This is a genomic window from Frigidibacter albus, assembly GCF_009908165.1.
Taxonomy (GTDB): domain Bacteria; phylum Pseudomonadota; class Alphaproteobacteria; order Rhodobacterales; family Rhodobacteraceae; genus Frigidibacter; species Frigidibacter albus.
The window spans coordinates 56,769-76,656 of the sequence record NZ_JAAAUC010000002.1 but is presented as its reverse complement, the minus strand read 5'-3'; the positions used below and the strand labels follow the sequence as shown (position 1 = coordinate 76,656).

Sequence of the window (19,888 nt, the reverse complement as noted above, 5' to 3'; positions counted from 1 at the left end):
GTAAGGGTTGTGGGGCATCGGCGGGTTGCGGCTGATGGGCGTGGCAGCGGCTTCAACGGGCGGCCTGCCCGTGTCACATAGCCGAGACGCGGCGGCACTATGAGAGGGCGCATGAAAGACTTCCAGCGATATGCAATCTACTGGGCCCCGGAGCCGGGCTCGCTGGCCGAATTCGGCGCGGCCTGGCTGGGCTGGGACGCGGCGCGCGGGATTGACCGCGAGCATCCGCCGCTGCCGGGCCTGCCGCGCCCGGTGGCGGAGCTGACCGATACGCCGCGCAAATACGGCTTCCACGGCACGCTGAAGCCGCCGTTCCGGCTGGTGGAGGGCGCGAGTGCCACCGGCCTGCACGGCGCGGTGGAGCGGCTGGCGGAGAGCCTGGCGCCCGTCACGCTGGACGGGCTGGCGCTGCACCGGCTGGGCGGGTTCCTGGCGCTGGTGCCGACGGGGAACACCTCGGGGCTGGAGGCGCTGGCTGCCAAGGCGGTGCAGGACCTCGACCCCTACCGCGCGGCGCTGACGCCCGAAGCGATGATGCGCCGGCAAAGCGCGCGGCTGACCGATGCGCAGAAGGACCTGCTGGACCGCTGGGGCTATCCCTATGTGATGCAGGAATTCCGCTTTCACCTGACGCTGACCGGCGCGCTGCCCGACGATGAGGCGCGGGCGCTGGAGGCGCTGCTGGCGCCGGTGGTGGCGCCGCTGCTGCCGAGGCCGTTCGTGATCCGTGATATCTGCCTGTTCGGCGAGGCTGGTGACGGGCGCTTCCATATCCTGCATCGCTACGCCTTGTCCGGTTGAAGGGTGGCGGGCTGAAGCGCGGCCCGCATCGCCTCGGCCGCCGTCTCCAGCGCGCCATCATTGTCGATGTGGATCACCGGCAGGCCGGGCGGCAGGTCGAACTGCGCCCGGGCGAGGCGCGCCGCGATGTCCTCGCGCGATTCGCGGCCGCGGGTGGCGAGGCGGTCTGCGAGGGTCTCGGGGCTTGCCGTCACCAGCAGCACATTGAGCCCGGGGAAGACCTCGGCCGCCTGCGCCAGCATGGCGCGGGAGCCGTTGAAGAGCACGGTCGCCCCCGCCTGCTGCGCGGCGACCGCGCTGGCGGGGATGCCGTAATGCAGGTCATGCGCCTGCCATGTCAGCGCGAAGGCGCCCGCAGCGGCGCGGGCGGCGAATTCGGCCTCGGTGGCGCCTTCGGAGGGCTCGCCCCCGGCCGATTCGGGGCGGGTGATGACCCGGCGCACGAGGTGCAGGCCGGGCAGGTCCGCGACCGCCGCGATCAGCGTGTCCTTGCCGGAGCCGGAGGGGCCCACGACGGCGAATGCCCTGCCCAAACTCATCACGCCGCCTTCGGGGTGAAATCCGACACGTTCACCACCCGGTCGCAGACCCGGCTCCGCGCCGCCTCGTCATGGAAGATGCCGATGATCGCCGCCCCCCGCGCCTTGGCCTCCTCGATCAGCCCCAGCACCGTCTCGCGGTTTGCCGCATCTAGGCTCGCGGTCGGCTCGTCCAGCAGCAGCGCCGGGCAGGTATGGGCAAAGCCGCGGGCGATGTTGACCCGCTGCTGCTCGCCGCCCGAGAAGGTGGTGGGCGACAGCGACCAGAGCCGCTCCGGGATCCGCAGCCGCGCCAGCAGGTCGGCCGCCCGCGCCCGTGCCTCGGCCTCGGGCACCCCCAGCACCAGCAGCGGCTCGGCCACCACATCCAGCGTCGGCACCCGCGGCACCACCCGCAGGAACTGGCTGACATAGCCAAGCCGCCCCCGCCGCAGTGCCAGGATCTCGCGCGGTTCGGCCTTCGCCACGTCGGTGCCCGCCACCAGGATCGTGCCCGCAGCGGCAAGGTAGTTCCCCCAGATCATCCGCATCAGCGTCGACTTCCCCGCGCCCGAGGCGCCGATCAGGCCCACACATTCGCCGGCATGCACCGACAGCTCTGCCCCCTCCATCACCGGGATCACGGCGCTGCCCTGATTGTGCAGGGTGAAGGTCTTGGCAACACCCTCAAGGTGGATCACGGGATCGGTCACAGGATCGGTCATGGCATCCTCAAGCGGCTTCACAGCCATTTTTTCCATCTGAAGAACAGGTAGGTCACAAGCACCGATCCCAGCATCAGGATCAGCGCGAAGGGGTATCCCCAGCTTTGGCTCAGCTCCGGCATTGCCTTGAAGTTCATGCCGTAGATCGAGGCGATCAGCGTCGGCGGCAGGAACAGCGCCGCCACCACAGACAGCACCCGCACCGTGGCGTTCTGCGCCAGGTTGATCATCCCCAGCGTCGCATCCACCGCCAGCGCCACGCGGCTGGACAGGAAATCGGCATGAACCGCCAACGCCTCGATATCGCGCAGCGCGCCAGCGATCACTCCGGTCAGCTCTTCGGCGGGGGCGTTCGTCTCCTGCCCCTGGGCGTAGAAGGACAGCGCCCGTTCCAGCGTCAAAAGGCTCAGGCGGACGCGGCCCAGCAACTCGCCCTGCAGGCCCACCTGCTGCAAGGTGGCCTGCAGCGCGGCGGGCGCCGCCCCGCTGCCGCCGAACACCCCCGCCATGACGCCGGTCAGCGCGGTTCCGGCCGCCTCCAGCAGATCGGCGAGGCGGCTGATATTCTCATCGACAAGGCCAATGAAGATCCGCTCGGGCGTGGCGCAGCCGGCAACGCCGCCGCCCGCCCGGGCCGGAAAGGTCTCGAACGGGTGCGGGGCATGGTGGCGCACCGTCACCAGCCGCGCCGGCGACAGCAGGAAGGTCACCGGCCCCTCGACCGGGGCATGGGCCGCGGACAGGCCGGGCAGCACCACCGTCATCACGTCGCTGCCCCCGTCGCGGTAAAGCCGGCTCGAAACCTCGATCTCCTGCATATCCTCCAGCGTCGGCACGCTGACGCCAAGCGCCGCCATCCGCGCCACCTCGGCAGCCGAGGGGCAATCGAGGTCGATCCACAGCGCGCCCTCCAGCGGGGCACCTTCGGCAAGCCGGTCAAGGCCGCTGGCCCCGGGGGAATAGGCATGGATCATGTCAGACCTGCAGCACCGAGGAGACCAGAAGTTGCGTGTAGGCATGCTGCGGATCGTCCAGCACCTGATCGGTCAGCCCGGTCTCCACCACAAGGCCGCCTTTCATCACCATCAGACGATCCGCCAGAAGCCGCACCACCGCAAGGTCATGCGTGACGATCACCGCCGACAGCCCCAGCCGCCGCACAAGGCCGCGCAGCAGGTCCAGCAGCCGCGCCTGCACGCTGACATCGAGGCCCCCGGTCGGCTCGTCCATGAACACCAGCCGCGGGCCCGTCACCAGGTTGCGGGCGATCTGCAGGCGCTGCTGCATCCCGCCGGAAAAGGCCGCGGGGCGGTCGTCGATGCGGTCGGCGGCAATCTCGACCCGGCCCAGCCAGTCCTCGGCACTGCTGCGGATCTGGCCATAGTTGCGCGCGCCGACGGCCATCAGCCGCTCGCCGACATTGCCGCCCGCAGACACGCCCATGCGCAGCCCGTCGCGCGGGTTCTGGTGGACAAAGGCCCAGTCGGTGCGGGCGAGCATCCGGCGCTCGGGCTCGGCCATCGTCACTGTATCCACCGGACCCTTGGCCCGCGTGTCGAAGATCACCTGCCCTTGGTCGGGCGCGAGGTGCCCCGCGAGGCACGACAGCAGCGTCGACTTCCCCGAGCCACTTTCGCCGACGATCCCCATCACCTCGCCGGGGTAGAGGTCGAAGGAAACGCCAGTGCAGCCGATCCGCGCGCCATAGCGCTTCTCGATGCCGCGGACTTGCAGGAGCGGGGTCATCGGGCGGCCTTTCTGACTTCGAGTGTGGGGTGCGAGCACGACAGAGGACCGCGCCCGACCGAGGCGGGAGCGGGAACCGCGCCCGCGCAGAAACGTCTTTGCGGGCGGGCGGGCGCGGTCCGGACCGCAAGCGGTCCGGGAAACAGAGGAGAAGGAAGGAGGTGGATCATCACGCTGCCACCCCCAACCTGCCCACATGCCCCGCCTCGCGGCGGCAGCGGCAATGGTCGGTGTCGGAGCATACGAACATCCGCCCGCCCTGATCGTCCACGATCACCTCATCCAGATAGGTGTCGCTGGCCCCGCAGAGGTCGCAGTCATGGTCGGCCTTCGACGGCTCGAACGGGTGATCCTCGAAATCGAGGCTGACGACCTTGGTATAAGGCGGCAGCGCATAGATCCGCTGCTCGCGCCCGGCCCCGAACAGCATCAGCGCCGGCGAGCCGTCCAGTTTCGGGTTGTCGAATTTCGGGATCGGCGAGGGGTCCATCACATAGCGCCCCTCGACCTTCACCGGATAGGCATAGGCGGTGGCGATCTGGCCGTGGCGGGCGATGTCTTCGTACAGCTTCACATGCATAAGCCCGTATTCTTCCAGCTCATGCATCTTGCGCGTCTCGGTCTCGCGCGGTTCCAAAAACCGCAGTGGCTCGGGGATCGGCACCTGGAACACCACGATCTGGCCTTCGGTCAGCGCAGCCTCGGGGATGCGGTGGCGGGTCTGGATCAGGCTTGCCCCGGCCGTCGCCTCGGTCACCTCTACCCCCGCGGTGAGCTGGAAGAACTTGCGGATCGACACGGCGTTGGTGGTGTCGTCGGCGCCCTGGTCGATGACCTTCAGCACATCCTCGGGCGTCAGGCAGGCGGCGGTCACCTGCACGCCGCCGGTGCCCCAGCCATAGGGCATCGGCATCTCGCGGCTGGCGAAGGGCACCTGATAGCCGGGGATCGCCACGCCCTTCAGGATCGCGCGGCGGATCATCCGCTTGGTCTCTTCGTCGAGATAGGCGAAGTTGTAATCAGACATCGGGAGCGTCCTTGTTCGCCGCAATCGCCTCGGCCCGGATCTTGCGCACCAGCTCCAGCTCCGACTGGAAATCGACGTAATGCGGCAGCTTGATATGCTCGAGGAACCCGGTCGCCTGGATGTTGTCGGAATGCATCAGCACGAATTCCTCGTCCTGCGCCGGGGCGCCGGAGTCGTCCTCGCCAAGCTCGCGCCAGCGCAGGGCGCGGTCGACGAGGGCCATGGAGATGGCCTTGCGTTCATTCTGCGCGAAGGTCAGGCCGTAACCCCTTGTAAACTGAGGGGGTTCCGTCTTCGAGCCCTTGAACTGGTTGACGGTTTCGCACTCCGTCAACTCCACCTCACCGATCTCCACGGCGAAGCCGAGTTCCTGGATTTCCATTTCGATACAACAGGTTCCGATGCGAAGCTCACCTACGAACGCATGGTTGCGCGCATAGCCCCGCTGCGTCGAATAGGCCATCCCCAGCACAAACCCCTCATCCCCGCGCGCGAGCGATTGCAACCGCAGCGCGCGGCTGGCCGGAAGCTCCAGCGGCTCGCGGGTCAGGTCGCCGGGGGCGGCATCGGACTCGGGTTCCTGCTCAATCAGGCCGTCGCGGTTGAGGAAGCCGGTGACGTGGGGCACAGGAGCGGGCTCGACCGGCTCGCCGGGCGCAACAGGAGCCTCGCCCTCGGCCATCAGTTTGAAGTCCAGCAGGCGGTGGGTGTAGTCGAAGGTCGGCCCCAGCACCTGCCCGCCCGGCACGTCCTTGAAGGTGGCCGACACCCGGCGCAGGCAGTCCATCGCCGCCGTGTCCACGGGCTGCGAGGCGCCGAAGCGGGGCAGCGTGGTGCGATAGGCGCGGATCAGGAACACCGCCTCGATCAGGTCGCCCCGCGCCTGCTTGATCGCCAGCGCGGCCAGATCGGGATCGTAGAGCGAGCCCTCGGCCATCACCCGGTTGACCGACAGCGCCAGCTGCTCGCGGATCTGCGCCACGCCAAGCTCGGGCACCGAAGGATCGCCGCGGCGCTCCTCGGCCAGCCAGGCATGGGCATTGTCGATGGCGCGCTCGCCGCCCTTTACCGCCACATACATCAGTTCGGCTCCACTTTGGTGGTGCGGGGGAGGGCCGCCAGTTGGTCACCGGCGGTGAAGAAGAAATCGAGCCCGAGCGGGAAGCGTTGCGCATTTTGCAAGAAGGCTTCGGTTTCCGGCAGTGACAGCTGCGCCGTCTCCTTGATCCCCGGCCCGGTGAGCCGCACCCCGGAGGCGGCCAGCGCCGGCATCTCGACGATCAGCGTGGCAGAACGGTCGGGGTAATCGGCGCGGCCGATGGGGAAGCGGTCCAGCGGTTGCAAGGAAGCCCAGGTCCCCACGGCGAACACCGCAGCCTCGGGCCCGACCAGCGGCGCGCCGGTGTGGAAGGTGATCCAGTCGCGCAGCGCTGCCACGTCATGCGAGGGCGCAAGGTGGACGCCGGTGGTGGTGTCGGCCAGCGTCAGGATCAGCGCCCCGGCGGCGGGCGACAGTGGCGCGGGCGGCAGGGCGCCGGTCACCGTGTGCAGGGTGCCGGGGCGCGCCATCGCGTCAAGGCTGGCGCGGAAGGCGCGGGCGGCCTCGCGGGCCGTGTCGGCGAAGCCGCCGGACAGGGATGCAGCATCCATCAGTCTTCCCCCCGCACCATCGTGAAGAAATCCACCTTCGTCGCCGCAGCCTTGCCGGCGCGGGCGGCGCGGTCTGCCGCAGCCGCCGCCGCAAGCGGCTCCAGCACCGCGGCGCGCAGCTCCGCGGCGCGCGGCCCCTGCATCAATGCATCGACCAGCGCGGCGCGGGTGGCATGGGCCTTGTCGCGGCCCTGCACATAGGCATGGCCGATCTCGCCGCTGGCAATGCGCAGCGCGCAGCGCGTCACCGTCATCTCGCCAAGGTTGAACGGCGCGCCGCTGCCGCCCATGCGGCCGCGCACCATCACCGCGCCGGTTTCGGGCGCCCTCGCCCAGTCATGCGCCGGCAGGTCCAGCCCCGCCAGCGCCGCCGCCAGACGCTCTGGCCGCGCCTTGGCCAGCAGGCCCATCCACTGCGGACGGTCGCCTTGGCCTGTCGGCGGCAGGTCGCGGTGGGGAAAAGCAAAGTCGGGCATTTGCATCTCGTGATTAGGGGGCTAGGTGCAGACCAGACATCTTGCCGACCTGTCGATTTATTTATACAACTAGACAAGTGATTAGCCGTACCCCCCGAGTCGCACAACCCCGTTTCAATGAAGATTTGATGACATGTCCCGCACCGCCCTTTGGACCTCGATCGCCGAAACACTGACCGCCGAAATCGCCGCCGGACATTACGCCCCCGGGGACAAGCTGCCGTCCGAGGCGGAGTTCTCGGCGCGCTTCGGGGTCAACCGCCATACCGTGCGCCGGGCGCTGGCGGCGCTGGCCGAGGCCGGCCTGGTCCATGCGCGGCGCGGTGCAGGGGTGTTCGTGGCGGGGCGCCCCGTGGATTATCCGCTGGGGCGGCGCACGCGGCTCCACCAGAACCTTGCCGCATCCGGCCGCAGCGCGGCGCGCGAGGTGCTGCTGCTGGACACAAGGCAGGCCGGGGCGCGCGAGGCCGAGGCGCTGGAGCTGCCCGAGGCCGCGCAGGTGCATGTCTATGAGGGGATTTCGCTGGCCGATGGGGTGCCGCTTGCAGTGTTCCGGTCCGTCTTTCCGGCGGGACGCTTTCCCGGGCTGATCGGGGTGCTGCGCGAAACGCAGTCGGTGACGCAGGCCTTGGCGACTGAGGGGCTGGCCGATTACACCCGCGCCGAAACCCGGCTGACCGCCAAGCGTGCCACCGCCACGCAGGCGCTGCATCTGCGCATCCGCGAGGGTGACCCGATCCTGCGATCCGTCGCCATCAACGTCGATGCCGCGGGGCAGCCGGTCGAGTACGGGCATACCTGGTTTGCGGGCGACCGGGTGACGCTGACGGTTGCGCCGGACTGAGGGGCGCAAAAGCGGCAGTATCGTTCAGGTTGCAGGCGCTGTGTCATGCGGGCGACACAGAATGGCTTTATCCACAGGCAACCCACCACCAAGAAACGGCCGAGCAGCCCCTATCACCTCCCGCGAGTCGCCCATGCCCCTGTTGCCCCCCCTGCGTCTTGTCGGCGCCCAGATCCTGCGTGACGGCGAGATGCAGCGCCGGTCGCTGGCGATCGCCGGCGGGCGCATCACCAAGGGCCCGCTGCCCGAGGTGGACATGGCGGGCTTCTACCTGATGCCGGGGATCATCGATCTGCATGGCGACGCGTTCGAGCGGCATATCGCGCCGCGCCCCTCTGCCCCGTTCGATCTGGTGCAGGGTCTGGCCAGCGCCGACCGCGAGGCGGCGGCCAATGGCGTGACCACGGCGTTCTTTGCCCAGAGCTGGAGCTGGGAGGGCGGTCCCCGCGGCCCCGACTATGCCGAGCGGGTGATGGCGGCGCTGGACGCCTGGCGGCCCCGCGCGCTGACCGACATCCGCCTGCAGGTGCGGGCCGAGACGCATCTTGTCGATGCCGGCGCCCGGCTGATCGCGGCGGTGGAGCGGCACCGCATCGGCTATGTGGTGTTCAACAATCATCTGGGCGAGGCGGTGGAGATCAACGCCCGCGACCCGCAGAATTTCGCGATGTGGGCCCGCAAGCTGGGCCGCAGCGCCGAGGAGCATCTGGAAGCGGTGCAGGCGGCGGCGGCCCGGGCACGCGAGGTGCCCCGGCATCTGTGTACCCTGGCCGAGGCCTTTGACCGGCTGGGCGTGCTCTATGGCAGCCATGACGACCCCGATGGCGAGACGCGCGAGCGCTTCTCGATGATCGGGGCGCGGATTGCGGAATTCCCGACGGCGCGCAAGGCGGCGGCGGCGGCAAAGGCGATGAACGACCCGGTGCTGATGGGCGCGCCCAATGTGGTGCGCGGCGGCAGCCAGGCGGGGAACATCGCGGCGACGGACCTGATTGCCGCGGGGCTCTGCGATGCGCTGGTGTCGGATTACTATTACCCGGCGCTGGTGCAGGCGGTGTGGACGCTGGTGGACCGGGGGCTGGCCAGCCTGCCGAAGGCCTGGGCGATGATCTCGGCCCGCCCGGCAGAGATTTTGCGGATGCCGGACCGGGGCGTGCTGGACTTTGGCCGCCGCGCCGATGTGACGGTGGTCAACGCGGCGACGCGGCAGGTGGAGGCGACGATTTCCGGCGGGCGGCTGACCTATCTGGCGGGCGAGGCCGGGCGGCGGTTCATGGCCGGGCAGCAGCCGCTGCGGATGGCGGCGGAGTAACTAGCCCCCAAAGGCCGTCATTGCCAGAGGGCCTTGAGGATGGCGTCCAGCCCCTCGGTCAGCGCGGCAGGGCCGGGCTGCAGGATCAGCGGCGACTTGATCTCATGGATGCGGCCCTGCTGCACGGCGGGGATGCTGTCCCAGCCGGGGCGGGCGGCGATGCGCTCGGGGCGGACCTTCTTGCCGCACCAGGAGGCGAGGATGACATCGGGCGCGGCGGCGATCACAGCCTCGGGCAGGACGATGCGGTGTTTCGCCTTGCCCTGAAGCGCGAGGTCCGGGAACACGTCCTCGCCGCCCGCGATGGCGACCAGTTCGCTGACCCAGCCGATGCCGGAGATCAGCGGGTCATCCCATTCCTCGAACCACACGCGGGGGCGGATCGGCCTCGGGATGGCGGCGATGGCGGCAAGGCGGGCCGCGTAGCCGCTGGCGAGTGCCTCCGCCTTTCCCGGCACGCCGGTGAGGGCGCCGAGGGTGCGGATCATGGCGAGGATGCCCGAAATGCGGCGCTGGTTGAAGGCGTGGACGGCGATGCCTTCGGCGATCAGCTCGGCCACGATCCCCGCTTGCAGGTCCGAGAAGGTCAGCACCAGATCGGGGTTCAGGGCGAGGATCTTGGGGATATCGGCCGAGGTGAAGGCCGACACCCGCGGCTTTTCCTGCCGCACCCGCGCCGGGCGCACGGCATAGCCCGAGACGCCGACGATCCGATGCTCCTGCCCCAGCAGGTAGAGGGTCTCGACGGTCTCCTCGGTCAGGCAGACGATGCGCTCAGGCGGAAAGGGCATCAGAAGCCCCCGTGGTGGTGGAGGGTGTCGAGCGGCTGGAAGACCAGCCCATCGGGGGTGTCGGACAGATGGGCGCGGATGTCGAAGACCTCGGCCAGCAGGTCCGGGGTCAGCACCGCGCGCGGGGGGCCATCGGCCACCAGCCGGCCGGCCGAGAGCACGATCAGCCGGGTGCAGTGGCGCGCGGCAAGGCCGAGGTCGTGGAGCGAGGCGATGACCGCGCCGCCCTCTTCCGCCAGGCGCGCGAAGACCCGCATCGTGGCGATCTGCGCGGCGGGGTCCAGCCCGGCGATGGGCTCGTCGGCCAGCAGCAGGGGCGCTTCTTGCGCCAGCGCGCGGGCGATCAGGGCGCGGGCCTGCTCGCCGCCCGACAGCTGGGTGGCGGTGCGATCGCGGAACTGCGCCAGCCCCATGCGGCCAAGGGCGTGGGTGACGGCGCCGTCATCATCGAGCCCCCGGCCCAGATGCGGCGTGCGGCCAAGCCGCACAAGATGCGCGACGCTGATCCCCCAGGCAATCTCGCGCGCCTGCGGCAGCCAGGCGGCGGCGCGGGCGCGGGCATCCGGGGTCATCGCGGCAAGGGACGAATGGCCGGTGGCGGGCAGCAGGCCGAGGGCGCCGCGCAGCAGCGAGGTCTTGCCGGCGCCGTTGGGGCCGATCAGGCCGACGCATTCGCCGGGGGCGACGGTCAGGCTGACGGCTTCCACCACAGGGCAGAGGCCGCGGCGGACGGTGAGGTCTTGCAGGGTCAGCAGCATCCTACACCTCCCGCGCCATGCGGCGGACGAGGTGCAGGAAGAACGGCGCGCCGACGAGGGCGGTGAGCACGCCCAGCTTCAGGTCACGTTCCGGCGCGATGACGCGGGTGGCGATGTCGGCGGCCAGCAGGATCGCGGCGCCGGTCAGGGCCGAGGCGGCCAGCAGGCGCGAGGGGCGGGCGCCGACCGCGCGGCGCATCAGGTGCGGGGCGATCAGGCCGACGAAGCCCACGGCGCCGGCCACCGCGACCGAGGCGCCGACCAGCGCGGCGGTTCCCAGCACCAACTTGAGGCGCAGGCGGGTGAGGTTGATGCCGAGGCTGGCGGCCGCATCCTCGCCCAGTGTCAGCGCATCGAGGCCGCGGCCGGTGGTGGCGATCAGCGCGGCGCCGAGGGCCAGGAAGGGCAGCGCGAGGGCGACATGCAGCAAGGATCGGTCGGCCAGCGAGCCCATCATCCAGAACACGATCTCGGACGCCGCATAGGGGTTGGGCGCAAGGTTCAGCACCAGCGAGGTGAGTGCCCCGGCCAGCGAGGACACGGCGATACCGGCGAGGATCAGCGACAGCGCGTTGCCGCGCGGGCCCGCCAGCATCAGGATCACCCCGACCGACAGCCCCGCCCCGGCCAGCGCCATCAGCGGCAGCGCCAGCGCGAAGCTGGCATAGATGCCGGTATGGATCGCCAGCACCGCGCCAAGCGCCGCGGCGGCCGAGGTGCCGATCAGCCCCGGTTCGGCCAGCGGGTTGCGCAAGAAGCCCTGCATCGCGGCGCCCGCCAGCCCCAGCGAGGCGCCGATGGCAAGCCCGAGGATGGCGCGCGGCAGGCGGATCTCGCGCATCACCAGCACCTCGGCGCCGCCCTGCCCGGTGAACAGTGCAAGAAGGCCGCGGCCGGGGGGGATGCCGGCGGGACCGACGACCAGCGAGGCGATGAACAGCGCGACCACCAGCGCCAGCAGCCACAGGGTCAGGGCGCGCTGATCGGGCAGCGTCTTGGGCGTTGGCTCGGGGATCATTCGCGCTCCATCTGGCGGCGAAGCTGGGTCAGGGCGGCGATGGCGTCAAGCACCCTTGGCGTGGCGCAGATCCAGTCCTGATGCGCGACCACATCGGCGCGGCGCATTTGGGCCATAGCGGGGTGCGAGAGAACCGCCTGCGCGCGGGCGCGCTTGGTGCCGGGGCGGCCGGTTTCGGTGATCACCACCTCGGGCGCCGACATCACCAGCACCTCGAGCGGCATCCGCCCGCCCCAATCGAGCCCATGCTCGGTGGCGATATTGTCGAAGCCCGCGGCCTGCATCACCTGCCCCTCCAGCGTGCGGGCGCCCGAGGCATAGCTGCCCTCGGAATAGAGCGCGGCGCGGGGGCGGCGGAGGGGGGGCGCGCTGAGGGCGGCCAGTTGCGCATCGAAATCGGCCAGCAAGGCGGCGGCGCGCTGCGGCTGGCCGAGGGCGGCGCCCATGTCGGTGATGGCTTGGCGCAGCTCCTCCATCGTGGCGCCCGGGGGGTAGGTTTCTACGCGGAGGCCGAGCCGGTTCAGCATCGAGAGCGTGCCGGGGGAGGAGAAGGTGGAGGCAAGCACGAGGTCGGGCTTGAGCAGGTAGAGTTCCTCGGCGCGGCCGCGGTTCGAGGGATAGGCGGCGGCTTCGGCGGCCATGGCGGAGGCGGAGGGGTCGGAGGCCATGTAGGACAGCGAGACGATCTGGCCGGGATCGGCCAGCAGCAAAGCCAGCTGGTCGGTGCAGAGGTTCATGGAGACGACGCGGGCGGGAGTTTCGGCATGGGCGGTGCCGAAAAGCGCCAGCACCACGGCAAGCGCGGCCCCTGCCCTGCGGGCAAGGGCCGCGCCCGAGGGCGGGCGATCAGAAGCTGCGGCGCAGGCCGACATAGAAGGCCTGATCGGAGGTGCCGTAGCCGTCCCAGAGCTGGTATTGCTCGTCGAAGAGGTTCTCGACGCGCAGGTAGGCTTGGGTGTCATTGCCGAAGTCATAGGTCACAGTGGCATTGGCGACTGTGTAATCCGCCAGCGTCGGCCGGTCGGCGACATGCAGCACGGTCAGGCTGCCCGAGATCGCATCGGTCAGGTCGGCATCGACGCCAAGCGCGATCTGGTGGCGGCCGAAGCCGGAATTCCAGGTGCTGCCGGCGCTGAGCGCCGGGTTCGACGCCTCGGTGTAGGTATAGGCGCCGGTGAAGGACAGCCGGTCATTGAGCGCAAGTTCGCCCTCCAGCTCCACCCCGCTGCGGCGGGTCTTGCCGGGGATCTGGAAATAGGCCGGGAAGGCGTAGTCGATCAGGTTGTCGGTTTCGATCCAGAACAGCGTGGCGCGGACTGCCGCTGCATCGCCCCAGCGTTTTTCGATACCCAGATCGGCCGAGGTGCTTTCCTCGGCCTCCAGCGTGTCATCGCCGTAAGGGCCGTAGAGTTCGTAGAGCGAGGGCGCGCGGAAGCCGGTGCCGAGGGCGGCGCGCACGGTGATGTCGGGCGCGGCCTGCCAGGCCGCCGCGACGCGCCCGGTGGTGAAGCCGCCGAACTCGCTGTGATCGTCATGGCGGAGAGAGGCGGTGAGGTCGAAGCGCGCATTGGGCGCCCAGGCGTATTCGGCGAAGACGCCGGAGGTGGTGGCATCGCCCTTCGAGGCGCCATAGGTCGAGACCTCGGTGTAATCCTCATCCGTGGTGTCGGCGCCGAAGACCAGCCGCCCCTGGCCAAGGTCGGTGCCGGCCTTCCAGCTCAGGCCGCGCCGCTCGCCGGTATAGTCGTTGAAGGTGGCGCCGAAATCGGTGGAGCCGGAGAGGCCGCGGTCGATCTCGAACCAGGTCGCGGCGAGCTCATGGTTGATGCGGCCGGTGTCGAACTGGGTATAGAGGCGCAGGCCTTTGGAGGTAGCGTCAGACTCCTCGTCCGGCGAGCCGTCGGCGGGGAAGGAGGTATAGGGCGGGACCGAGAGGAACTGGGTCTCGTCATATTCGCCCGACGCATCCTCGGCGAAGGCCGAAAAGCCGAGGACAACGCCGTTCTGCAGCTCGGTCTCGCCGCGCAGGGTCAGGCGGGTGGCCTCGTAGCCGTCGGCTTCGGAGTTTCCGTCATTCTCGTCGGCGGCGGAAAAGCCGCTGGTGCTGATCTGGCTGAGGGTGAAGCCAAGCGCGCCGGCCGCGCCGCGAACGCCGTAGCCGATTGTGGCGGCATAGGTGTCGTAGCTGCCGGCCTCAAGCTGGAAGCGGCCCTCGCTGCCGATCTCTTCGGGAAGCTGCGTGCTGTCGATGCTGAGCACGCCGCCGACCGCCTGCCCGCCATGCACGGCGGAATGCGAGCCGCGGAGCAGCTCGACGCTCGACACGCCAAGCGTGGTCAGGCGGCCGAAATCATAGGCCGATTGCGGGCCCGAGGGGTCGGCGACGTCGATGCCGTCGACCAGCACCTTGATGTAGTTCTGCGACAGCCCGCGCACGGTGATGCCGGTCTGGGTGCCGAGCGGGCCGCGGGCGAGGATGCCGACGCCGGGCAGGCGCGAGAGGACCGAGGTCAGCCGGGTCTCGGCGGTCTTGTCCAGATCAGCCTCGCTCAGCACCGTGACGGAAACGCCGGTGCGGCGCGCCTCTTGCGGGTCTTGCGCGCCGGTGATGACGATCTCGTCCAGCAAGATGGTGTCCTGCGCGAGGGCGGGCATCGCGGCGAGGCCGGTCAGCAGCGCAAGGCAGGCAGTGGCGGGAAGCGGGAAACGGGGGGAGCGACGAGGGCTCATGGAAGTCTTGCCTTTCCGGAACGCGCGGGGGGACTGCCCCGGCGCATGACGATGTCTGTCCTTGGAAATGGCCTGGCCAACTCCGCCGACGGTGATGTCGTCACCACTGCGGATAGCCGCATCCAGGGCACGCCCCGCGCCCGGAATAGGGTGATCACCTCGGCAGGTCTCCTGACTTGCGGGTCAACGCTTCAAGCCGCCTTCCCGGGGGGTTCCCCAGTGGCATGTCGGCCGTCGCTCTCCGCCTACAGTTGCGGGGGCAGCCCCGGAGTTGCGCCGCAGGGGCGCGCACCGGGTTCCCTTTTCATCCTCCCCTCGCGAGGCGGAACCGAAGTGCGGCTTCTGTCGCCGGAAACGGGCGGGGGAGTCAAGCGGGAACGATCACGGGGGCGTGCGTGGGTCTGCTGCAAGACGCGGGGGGCCTCGGCCCCCCGCGCCCCCTCCCGAGGATATTTGGACCAAAACGAAGGGGCAAGGGAATGGCGGGTCAGTCTTCAGGCGAGGCGCGGAGCGGGCAACGCGCCGGGGGGCAGTCTGCGCGCCCCGACCGACGAAGGCGGGGGGCCTTCTGCCCCCCGGACCCCCCGAGGATATTTCCGCCAGCAAGAAGGAGGAAGGCAGGCGCGGGGTCGGCCGGGGGCAGGTTCAGAACAGGAAGTACCGCTGCGCCAGCGGCAGTTCCTTTGCCGGCTCGCAGGTCAGGAGTTCGCCGTTCGCGCGGACCTCGTAGGTTTCGGGGTTCACCTCGATCTTCGGCGTGGCGCTGTTGTGGATCATGTCGGCCTTGCCGATGGTGCGGGTGCCTTCCACGGCCACCGTCTGCTTGGCGAGGCCGATGCGGGCGCGCAGGCCGTCTGCCTCTGCCGCCTGTGAGATGAACAGGATCGCCGAGCGCTCGACGCTGCGGCCGAAGGCGCCGAACATCGGGCGGGTATGGACCGGCTGCGGGGTCGGGATAGAAGCGTTGGGATCGCCCATCTGCGCCACGACGATGGTGCCGCCGATCAGCACCATTTCGGGTTTCGCGCCGAAGAAGGCGGGGTTCCACAGCACCAGATCGGCGCGCTTGCCTTCCTCGATGCTGCCGATATGGCGGCTCATTCCTTGCGCGATGGCGGGGTTGATGGTGTATTTCGCCACATAGCGGCGCACGCGGAGATTGTCGTTGTCGCCGGTTTCTTCCGCGAGGCGCCCGCGCTGCAGCTTCATCTTGTGGGCGGTCTGCCAGGTGCGGATGATGACCTCGCCCACCCGTCCCATCGCCTGGCTGTCCGAGGAGAGGATCGAGAAGGCGCCCATGTCATGCAGGATGTCCTCGGCGGCGATGGTTTCCTTGCGGATCCGGCTTTCGGCGAAGGCCACATCCTCGGGGATGGCAGCATCGAGATGGTGGCAGACCATCAGCATGTCGAGATGCTCTTCCAGCGTGTTGACCGTGTAGGGCATCGTCGGGTTGGTCGAGGACGGGATCACGTTGGGGCTGCTGACCACCTTGATGATGTCAGGCGCATGGCCACCCCCTGCCCCTTCGGTGTGGAAGGCATGGATGGTGCGGCCCTTGATGGCGGCGAGGGTGTTCTCGACGAAGCCGGATTCATTCAGCGTGTCGGTGTGGATCATCACCTGCACGTCCATGTCATCGGCCACCGACAGGCAGCAATCGATGGCGCCGGGGGTGGTGCCCCAATCCTCGTGCAGTTTCATCGCGCAGGCGCCGGCGGTGACCATTTCGACCAGCGCGGCGGGCTGGCTCGCATTGCCCTTGCCCGACAGGCCGAAGTTCATCGGGAAGGCATCCAGCGATTGCAGCATCCGCTCGATATGCCAGGGCCCCGGGGTGCAGGTGGTGGCGAGCGTGCCATGGGCGGGGCCGGTGCCGCCGCCGAGCATGGTGGTGATGCCCGAATGCAGCGCATCCTCGATCTGCTGGGGGGCGATGAAGTGGATATGCGCGTCGAAGCCGCCCGCGGTGAGGATCCGGCCCTCGCCCGCGATCACCTCGGTGCCGGGGCCGACGACGATGGTGACGCCGGGCTGGGTGTCGGGGTTGCCGGCCTTGCCGATCGTGTGGATCAGGCCGGAGCGCAGGCCGACATCGGCCTTGTAGATGCCGCTGTGGTCGAGGATCAGCGCGTTGGTGATGACGGTATCTACCGCGCCCTCGGCCCGCGTCGCCTGGCTCTGGCCCATGCCGTCGCGGATCACCTTGCCGCCGCCGAACTTCACCTCTTCGCCATAGGTGGTCAGGTCGCGCTCTACCTCGATGATCAGGTCGGTATCGCCAAGCCGCAGCCGGTCGCCGGTGGTGGGGCCATACATGTCGGCATAGGTGGCGCGGGAGATCTTGGCGGGCATTCGGGCCTCCGAGGGGTGTTCGGGGCGATTTCGGCGCGAGGGCGCGGGGATGTCAAATGTGGGGTGCCGGTTCGGGGCAAGGCGCGCGGCGGGATTGGGCGGTTGCCCAAGAATTGGGCAGTGCGGGGGGCATTGCCTTTGCTGGCACCGCCGGGGTTGCGGGATGCCTTGTGGGTTGGCTTGGATTGGCGCCAGCGGCTTGCGGCCGGGATTGCGGAGGCGGGATTGCGGGGGCGGGCTTGCGTCAGCCTGGGCAGGCGCGCCCGGGCGCGAGGCTGTCCGGGCCGGTGTAGGGGCCGGCATCCTGGGGCGTGAGGCGACCGTCCTGCCAGATTGTGTGGAGGATCCGCTGCCAGCCGGCATCGGCGGTGACGATCACCGGGCCGCCGGGGCAGAGGCCGATGCCGCCCTGTATCTGCGGGTCACCGAAGCGGTGATTGGTCAGGCCGGGCAGATCGGCGAGCGGCACCAGCCGATCACCTTCCAGCCGAACGAGGCGCAGGGTGCGGCCCAGATGCGGGGTCTCGACATAGGCGATCTCGACCCTTCCGTCGCCATCGAGATCGGCGGCGCCGAGGAGGGCGAGCCAGCGGAAGCGGGTGCCGATGAAGGGGGTGGCGGCGATGCGCCCCCCGGGCCCCCAGACCGCGAGCCGGGCGCCTTGCGCGGCGTGGCTTTCGACCACGATGACCTCGGGCGCGCCGTCGCCATCCAGATCGGCGAGGCGGGGGGCGGTGTCCTCGAAGACCAGCGCGTCCGGCAGGGTGAAGCGGCGCTGCTGGCCGTCCAGCGTCAGCAGCAGCGCGCCCCATTCCAGATCATCGCCAAGCGCGCCATGGGGGTAGCGGCCGGTCGCATCGGCATAGTCCGCGGCGCGGATCGTTTCAGCCGCAGCGGCAACCGGCCAGAGCGCCAGCAGCGCGACCAGGGCCCCGCCGCGCATGGCTCAGATCTGCCGTTCGGGCAGATGCACCACGAGGCCGTCCAGCGCCGGGGTCACCTTGATCTGGCAGGTCAGGCGCGAGCGGGCCGGGTCGGGCTGCCAGGCGAAATCCAGCATGTCCTCTTCCATCGCGTCCTTGGCGGGCACGCGGTCTGCCCAAGCGGCATCGACATAGACATGGCAGGTCGAACAGGCGCAGGCGCCGCCGCAATCGGCCTCGATCCCCGGCACGCCATTGTCGCGCGCGCCCTCCATCACCGAGAGGCCGGGGGCGACCTCGACCTCGTGGCGCTTGCCGGTATGTTCGACGTAGGTGATCTTGGCCATCGCTGTGCTTTCCCTGCGGTCCTTTGCCTGCGGACATAGGACACCTGCGGCCGATTTGCCAGTGCTTCGGGGCCGCATCCCGGACCTGTGTGCGGGGCTTTCGCGCGGCCGCTCAAGCGGTTATCCTGCGCGGGCCCGGGTGCAGCGGACACGGCGCCCCACAGAAAGACCGCCCGACCTTGATGATGCCCCCCCTCCTGTCCCTGACGCTGCCGCGCGCCGCGATCCTCGCCGCGCTGCTGCTGGCTGGCTGCGGCCCGGGCCGGGTCGCCGCGCCCGATGTCGCGCAGGACTACGCGGGCGAGGCGGTGACACGCCCGCTTGGCAGCAGCGCGCCCTCGGGCCCCGAGAGCGCCTGCTGGGGCAAGCAGATCACGCCCGCGATGATCGAGACGGTGACCGAGCAGGTGGTGGACCGCCCGGCCAAGTTGGCGCCGGACGGGGCGGTGCTGCGCCCGGCCAGCTATCGCACCGTGACCCGGCAGGCGATCGTGCGCGAGCGGGCGGAGCTGTGGTTCCGCACCCCCTGCCCGGCCGAGATGTCGCCCGATTTCATCGCCACCGCGCAGCGGGCGCTGGCGGCGCGGGGGCTGTTCCACGGGGTCGTCACCGGCGAGATGGATGCCCCCACGGGGCGCGCCGTGCGGCGGTTTCAGGCGGAACGGGGGCTGGACAGCTCGGTGCTGTCACTAGTGGCGGCGCGGGACCTGGGGCTGATCGCGGTGGGCAGCAGCGAGGGCTGAGGCTCAGCGCAGGACCTGCGTCGCCGCCCACACGAGGGCGATCAGCACCGGCTGATGCACGAGGTAGACCGCAAGGCTGTGCTGGCCCGGCCAGGCCAGCAGCGTCAGCGTGCGGGAGGGGGTGGCGGGCCACAGGGCCAGCCGCGCCCAGACCCCAGGCCGGGCCAGCGTGTTGCCAAGCGCGATGCCAAGCAGCACCGGCGCGAACCACGGGAAGACCGGCACGAAATCGACCGAGCGCGGGATCAGCGTCCCAAGCCCCGTCCATTGCAGCCAGGGCGCGTCGAAGGCCGGCAGGAACAGCCAGCGCGGCGCCAGCCAGACCGCGACTGCGGCGAGCAGCGGCAGCGCGGGTGGCAGGCGCACGAAGGCGAGGCCGGCGAGGCTGGCGAAGGCGATGCTGTGCAAGATGCCGAAGAAGATGAACTGGTCCGGGATGGCGATGCGGGTGGCAACGGTGATGACTGCCGCCGCGCCCGCGATCATCGCCAGCCGCCGCAGGGCGCTGCGCCAGCGGATGCCATGGCCATGCGCCAGCGCGAGGCTGATGCCCGCAAGGAACAGGAAGCTGCCGGCGATGGCCCGCGCGAAGATCGCCCACCCGCCGCTGGTGGTGGTGCCGGAGGGCAGGTAGCCGAACATCTGCAGGTCGAAGGTGAAGTGGAACACCGCCATGCAGGCCAGCGCTACCGTGCGGGCGAGGTCGAGGGCGAGCACACGGGGAGCGCGGTGGGTGGGGGCGTGGGTCATGGGGTTTTGGTACAGGGCGACCAAGGCGGGGGCAATCGGTGCCCAGCCTCCCTTCTAGCTTTTGTGCGGTCGGGTCGGCCGGGAAAGGGCGAGGCACTGCCTCGCCCCCCGTGCGGGACATGTCTCCCAGAGCCGCCGGCAGCACGAGACCGGATGAGGACAGCGCCCGACCTGGTGGGCGAGAAGCGCCCGCCAGAGGCGGGGCGGGCGCTGGCTGGGCCCTTTGGGGGCCCGTCCGGTGCAGATTTACAGTTCGGCGTGTGGCGAAGGCGATGGCCTCCGCCACGGCAATGGGAGATTGGGGCGCCCGACCTGTCTGCAGACCAGTGTCTCTCAGCGAGACACCCGCGACTGGCGCACCCCTCCACCTCCAA

At 69.9% G+C, this 19,888-nt stretch carries 21 protein-coding genes and 1 riboswitch; of the genes, 4 read left to right on the top strand and 17 right to left on the bottom strand.

The annotated features are described in order from the left end of the window. Nucleotides 1–111 precede the first annotated feature (111 nt). Nucleotides 112–801, top strand: coding sequence for a DUF1045 domain-containing protein (locus tag GVY41_RS02890; RefSeq protein WP_161343863.1), 690 nt, complete (start codon nucleotides 112–114; stop codon nucleotides 799–801). On the opposite strand, the gene phnN is transcribed toward GVY41_RS02890, so the two are convergent. From phnN to phnG, 8 genes are all read right to left on the bottom strand, one after another. Further along, the gene (phnN, locus tag GVY41_RS02885; RefSeq protein ID WP_161343865.1) at nucleotides 783–1,340 is read right to left on the bottom strand and encodes a phosphonate metabolism protein/1,5-bisphosphokinase (PRPP-forming) PhnN; all 558 of its coding nucleotides are present in this window, start codon (nucleotides 1,338–1,340) and stop codon (nucleotides 783–785) included. The genes GVY41_RS02890 and phnN overlap by 19 nt on opposite strands. Beyond that, on the bottom strand, nucleotides 1,340–2,044 hold the full coding sequence (gene phnL / locus GVY41_RS02880; RefSeq protein WP_170301104.1) for a phosphonate C-P lyase system protein PhnL: 705 nt from the start codon (nucleotides 2,042–2,044) through the stop codon (nucleotides 1,340–1,342). The genes phnN and phnL overlap by 1 nt, the downstream gene beginning before the upstream one ends. A gap of 17 nt (nucleotides 2,045–2,061) precedes the next feature. After that, nucleotides 2,062–3,018, bottom strand: a complete 957-nt coding sequence (locus GVY41_RS02875) for a magnesium transporter CorA family protein (RefSeq protein ID WP_161343867.1) — start codon at nucleotides 3,016–3,018, stop codon at nucleotides 2,062–2,064. 1 nt (nucleotide 3,019) lies between these two features. Next, nucleotides 3,020–3,790: a phosphonate C-P lyase system protein PhnK gene (gene phnK / locus GVY41_RS02870; RefSeq protein WP_161343869.1), complete on the bottom strand. Its 771-nt coding sequence runs from the start codon at nucleotides 3,788–3,790 to the stop codon at nucleotides 3,020–3,022. A gap of 169 nt (nucleotides 3,791–3,959) precedes the next feature. After that, complete coding sequence (locus GVY41_RS02865; protein ID WP_161343871.1) at nucleotides 3,960–4,817, bottom strand: alpha-D-ribose 1-methylphosphonate 5-phosphate C-P-lyase PhnJ; 858 nt, start codon at nucleotides 4,815–4,817, stop codon at nucleotides 3,960–3,962. Further along, nucleotides 4,810–5,898, bottom strand: coding sequence for a carbon-phosphorus lyase complex subunit (locus GVY41_RS02860; protein ID WP_161343873.1), 1,089 nt, complete (start codon nucleotides 5,896–5,898; stop codon nucleotides 4,810–4,812). The genes GVY41_RS02865 and GVY41_RS02860 overlap by 8 nt, the downstream gene beginning before the upstream one ends. Continuing rightward, nucleotides 5,898–6,467 carry a phosphonate C-P lyase system protein PhnH gene (gene phnH, locus GVY41_RS02855; RefSeq protein ID WP_161343875.1) on the bottom strand — a complete coding sequence of 190 codons (570 nt, stop codon included), beginning with the start codon at nucleotides 6,465–6,467 and terminating at the stop codon, nucleotides 5,898–5,900. Before phnH ends, GVY41_RS02860 begins: the two co-directional genes overlap by 1 nt. Then, entirely contained in the window at nucleotides 6,467–6,943 is a 477-nt protein-coding gene (phnG, locus tag GVY41_RS02850) for a phosphonate C-P lyase system protein PhnG (protein WP_161343877.1), read from the bottom strand. Before phnG ends, phnH begins: the two co-directional genes overlap by 1 nt. 133 nt (nucleotides 6,944–7,076) lie before the next feature. Between phnG and phnF the strand changes: the two genes are divergently transcribed. Next, entirely contained in the window at nucleotides 7,077–7,787 is a 711-nt protein-coding gene (phnF, locus tag GVY41_RS02845; RefSeq protein ID WP_161343879.1) for a phosphonate metabolism transcriptional regulator PhnF, read from the top strand. 133 nt (nucleotides 7,788–7,920) lie between these two features. Beyond that, nucleotides 7,921–9,099 carry an alpha-D-ribose 1-methylphosphonate 5-triphosphate diphosphatase gene (locus GVY41_RS02840; RefSeq protein WP_161343881.1) on the top strand — a complete coding sequence of 393 codons (1,179 nt, stop codon included), beginning with the start codon at nucleotides 7,921–7,923 and terminating at the stop codon, nucleotides 9,097–9,099. A 17-nt stretch (nucleotides 9,100–9,116) separates the two neighbouring features. Here GVY41_RS02840 and GVY41_RS02835 read toward each other — a convergent pair whose 3' ends face one another. The 8 genes from GVY41_RS02835 to GVY41_RS02800 form a co-directional block, all read right to left on the bottom strand. Then, complete coding sequence (locus GVY41_RS02835; protein ID WP_202456071.1) at nucleotides 9,117–9,890, bottom strand: cobalamin-binding protein; 774 nt, start codon at nucleotides 9,888–9,890, stop codon at nucleotides 9,117–9,119. Next, nucleotides 9,890–10,648, bottom strand: coding sequence for an ABC transporter ATP-binding protein (locus GVY41_RS02830; protein ID WP_161343883.1), 759 nt, complete (start codon nucleotides 10,646–10,648; stop codon nucleotides 9,890–9,892). The genes GVY41_RS02835 and GVY41_RS02830 overlap by 1 nt, the downstream gene beginning before the upstream one ends. A 1-nt stretch (nucleotide 10,649) precedes the next feature. Further along, nucleotides 10,650–11,666, bottom strand: a complete 1,017-nt coding sequence (locus tag GVY41_RS02825; RefSeq protein ID WP_161343885.1) for a FecCD family ABC transporter permease — start codon at nucleotides 11,664–11,666, stop codon at nucleotides 10,650–10,652. Then, nucleotides 11,663–12,538, bottom strand: a complete 876-nt coding sequence (locus GVY41_RS02820; protein WP_161343887.1) for an ABC transporter substrate-binding protein — start codon at nucleotides 12,536–12,538, stop codon at nucleotides 11,663–11,665. Before GVY41_RS02820 ends, GVY41_RS02825 begins: the two co-directional genes overlap by 4 nt. After that, complete coding sequence (locus GVY41_RS02815; RefSeq protein WP_161343889.1) at nucleotides 12,513–14,396, bottom strand: TonB-dependent receptor plug domain-containing protein; 1,884 nt, start codon at nucleotides 14,394–14,396, stop codon at nucleotides 12,513–12,515. Before GVY41_RS02815 ends, GVY41_RS02820 begins: the two co-directional genes overlap by 26 nt. 144 nt (nucleotides 14,397–14,540) lie before the next feature. After that, nucleotides 14,541–14,744: riboswitch (cobalamin riboswitch) on the bottom strand. Between the two features lie 297 nt (nucleotides 14,745–15,041). Continuing rightward, nucleotides 15,042–16,751, bottom strand: coding sequence for an urease subunit alpha (gene ureC, locus GVY41_RS02810; protein ID WP_161343891.1), 1,710 nt, complete (start codon nucleotides 16,749–16,751; stop codon nucleotides 15,042–15,044). A 244-nt stretch (nucleotides 16,752–16,995) separates the two neighbouring features. Continuing rightward, on the bottom strand, nucleotides 16,996–17,694 hold the full coding sequence (locus tag GVY41_RS02805; RefSeq protein ID WP_161343893.1) for an FG-GAP repeat domain-containing protein: 699 nt from the start codon (nucleotides 17,692–17,694) through the stop codon (nucleotides 16,996–16,998). A gap of 3 nt (nucleotides 17,695–17,697) precedes the next feature. Then, nucleotides 17,698–18,021, bottom strand: a complete 324-nt coding sequence (locus GVY41_RS02800) for a 2Fe-2S iron-sulfur cluster-binding protein (protein WP_161343895.1) — start codon at nucleotides 18,019–18,021, stop codon at nucleotides 17,698–17,700. Between the two features lie 182 nt (nucleotides 18,022–18,203). Here GVY41_RS02800 and GVY41_RS02795 point away from each other — a divergent pair, with 182 nt between their 5' ends. Continuing rightward, complete coding sequence (locus tag GVY41_RS02795) at nucleotides 18,204–18,764, top strand: peptidoglycan-binding domain-containing protein (RefSeq protein WP_161343897.1); 561 nt, start codon at nucleotides 18,204–18,206, stop codon at nucleotides 18,762–18,764. 3 nt (nucleotides 18,765–18,767) lie between these two features. Here GVY41_RS02795 and GVY41_RS02790 read toward each other — a convergent pair whose 3' ends face one another. Beyond that, nucleotides 18,768–19,514: a heparan-alpha-glucosaminide N-acetyltransferase gene (locus GVY41_RS02790; RefSeq protein WP_161343899.1), complete on the bottom strand. Its 747-nt coding sequence runs from the start codon at nucleotides 19,512–19,514 to the stop codon at nucleotides 18,768–18,770. Between the last annotated feature and the right edge of the window lie 374 nt (nucleotides 19,515–19,888).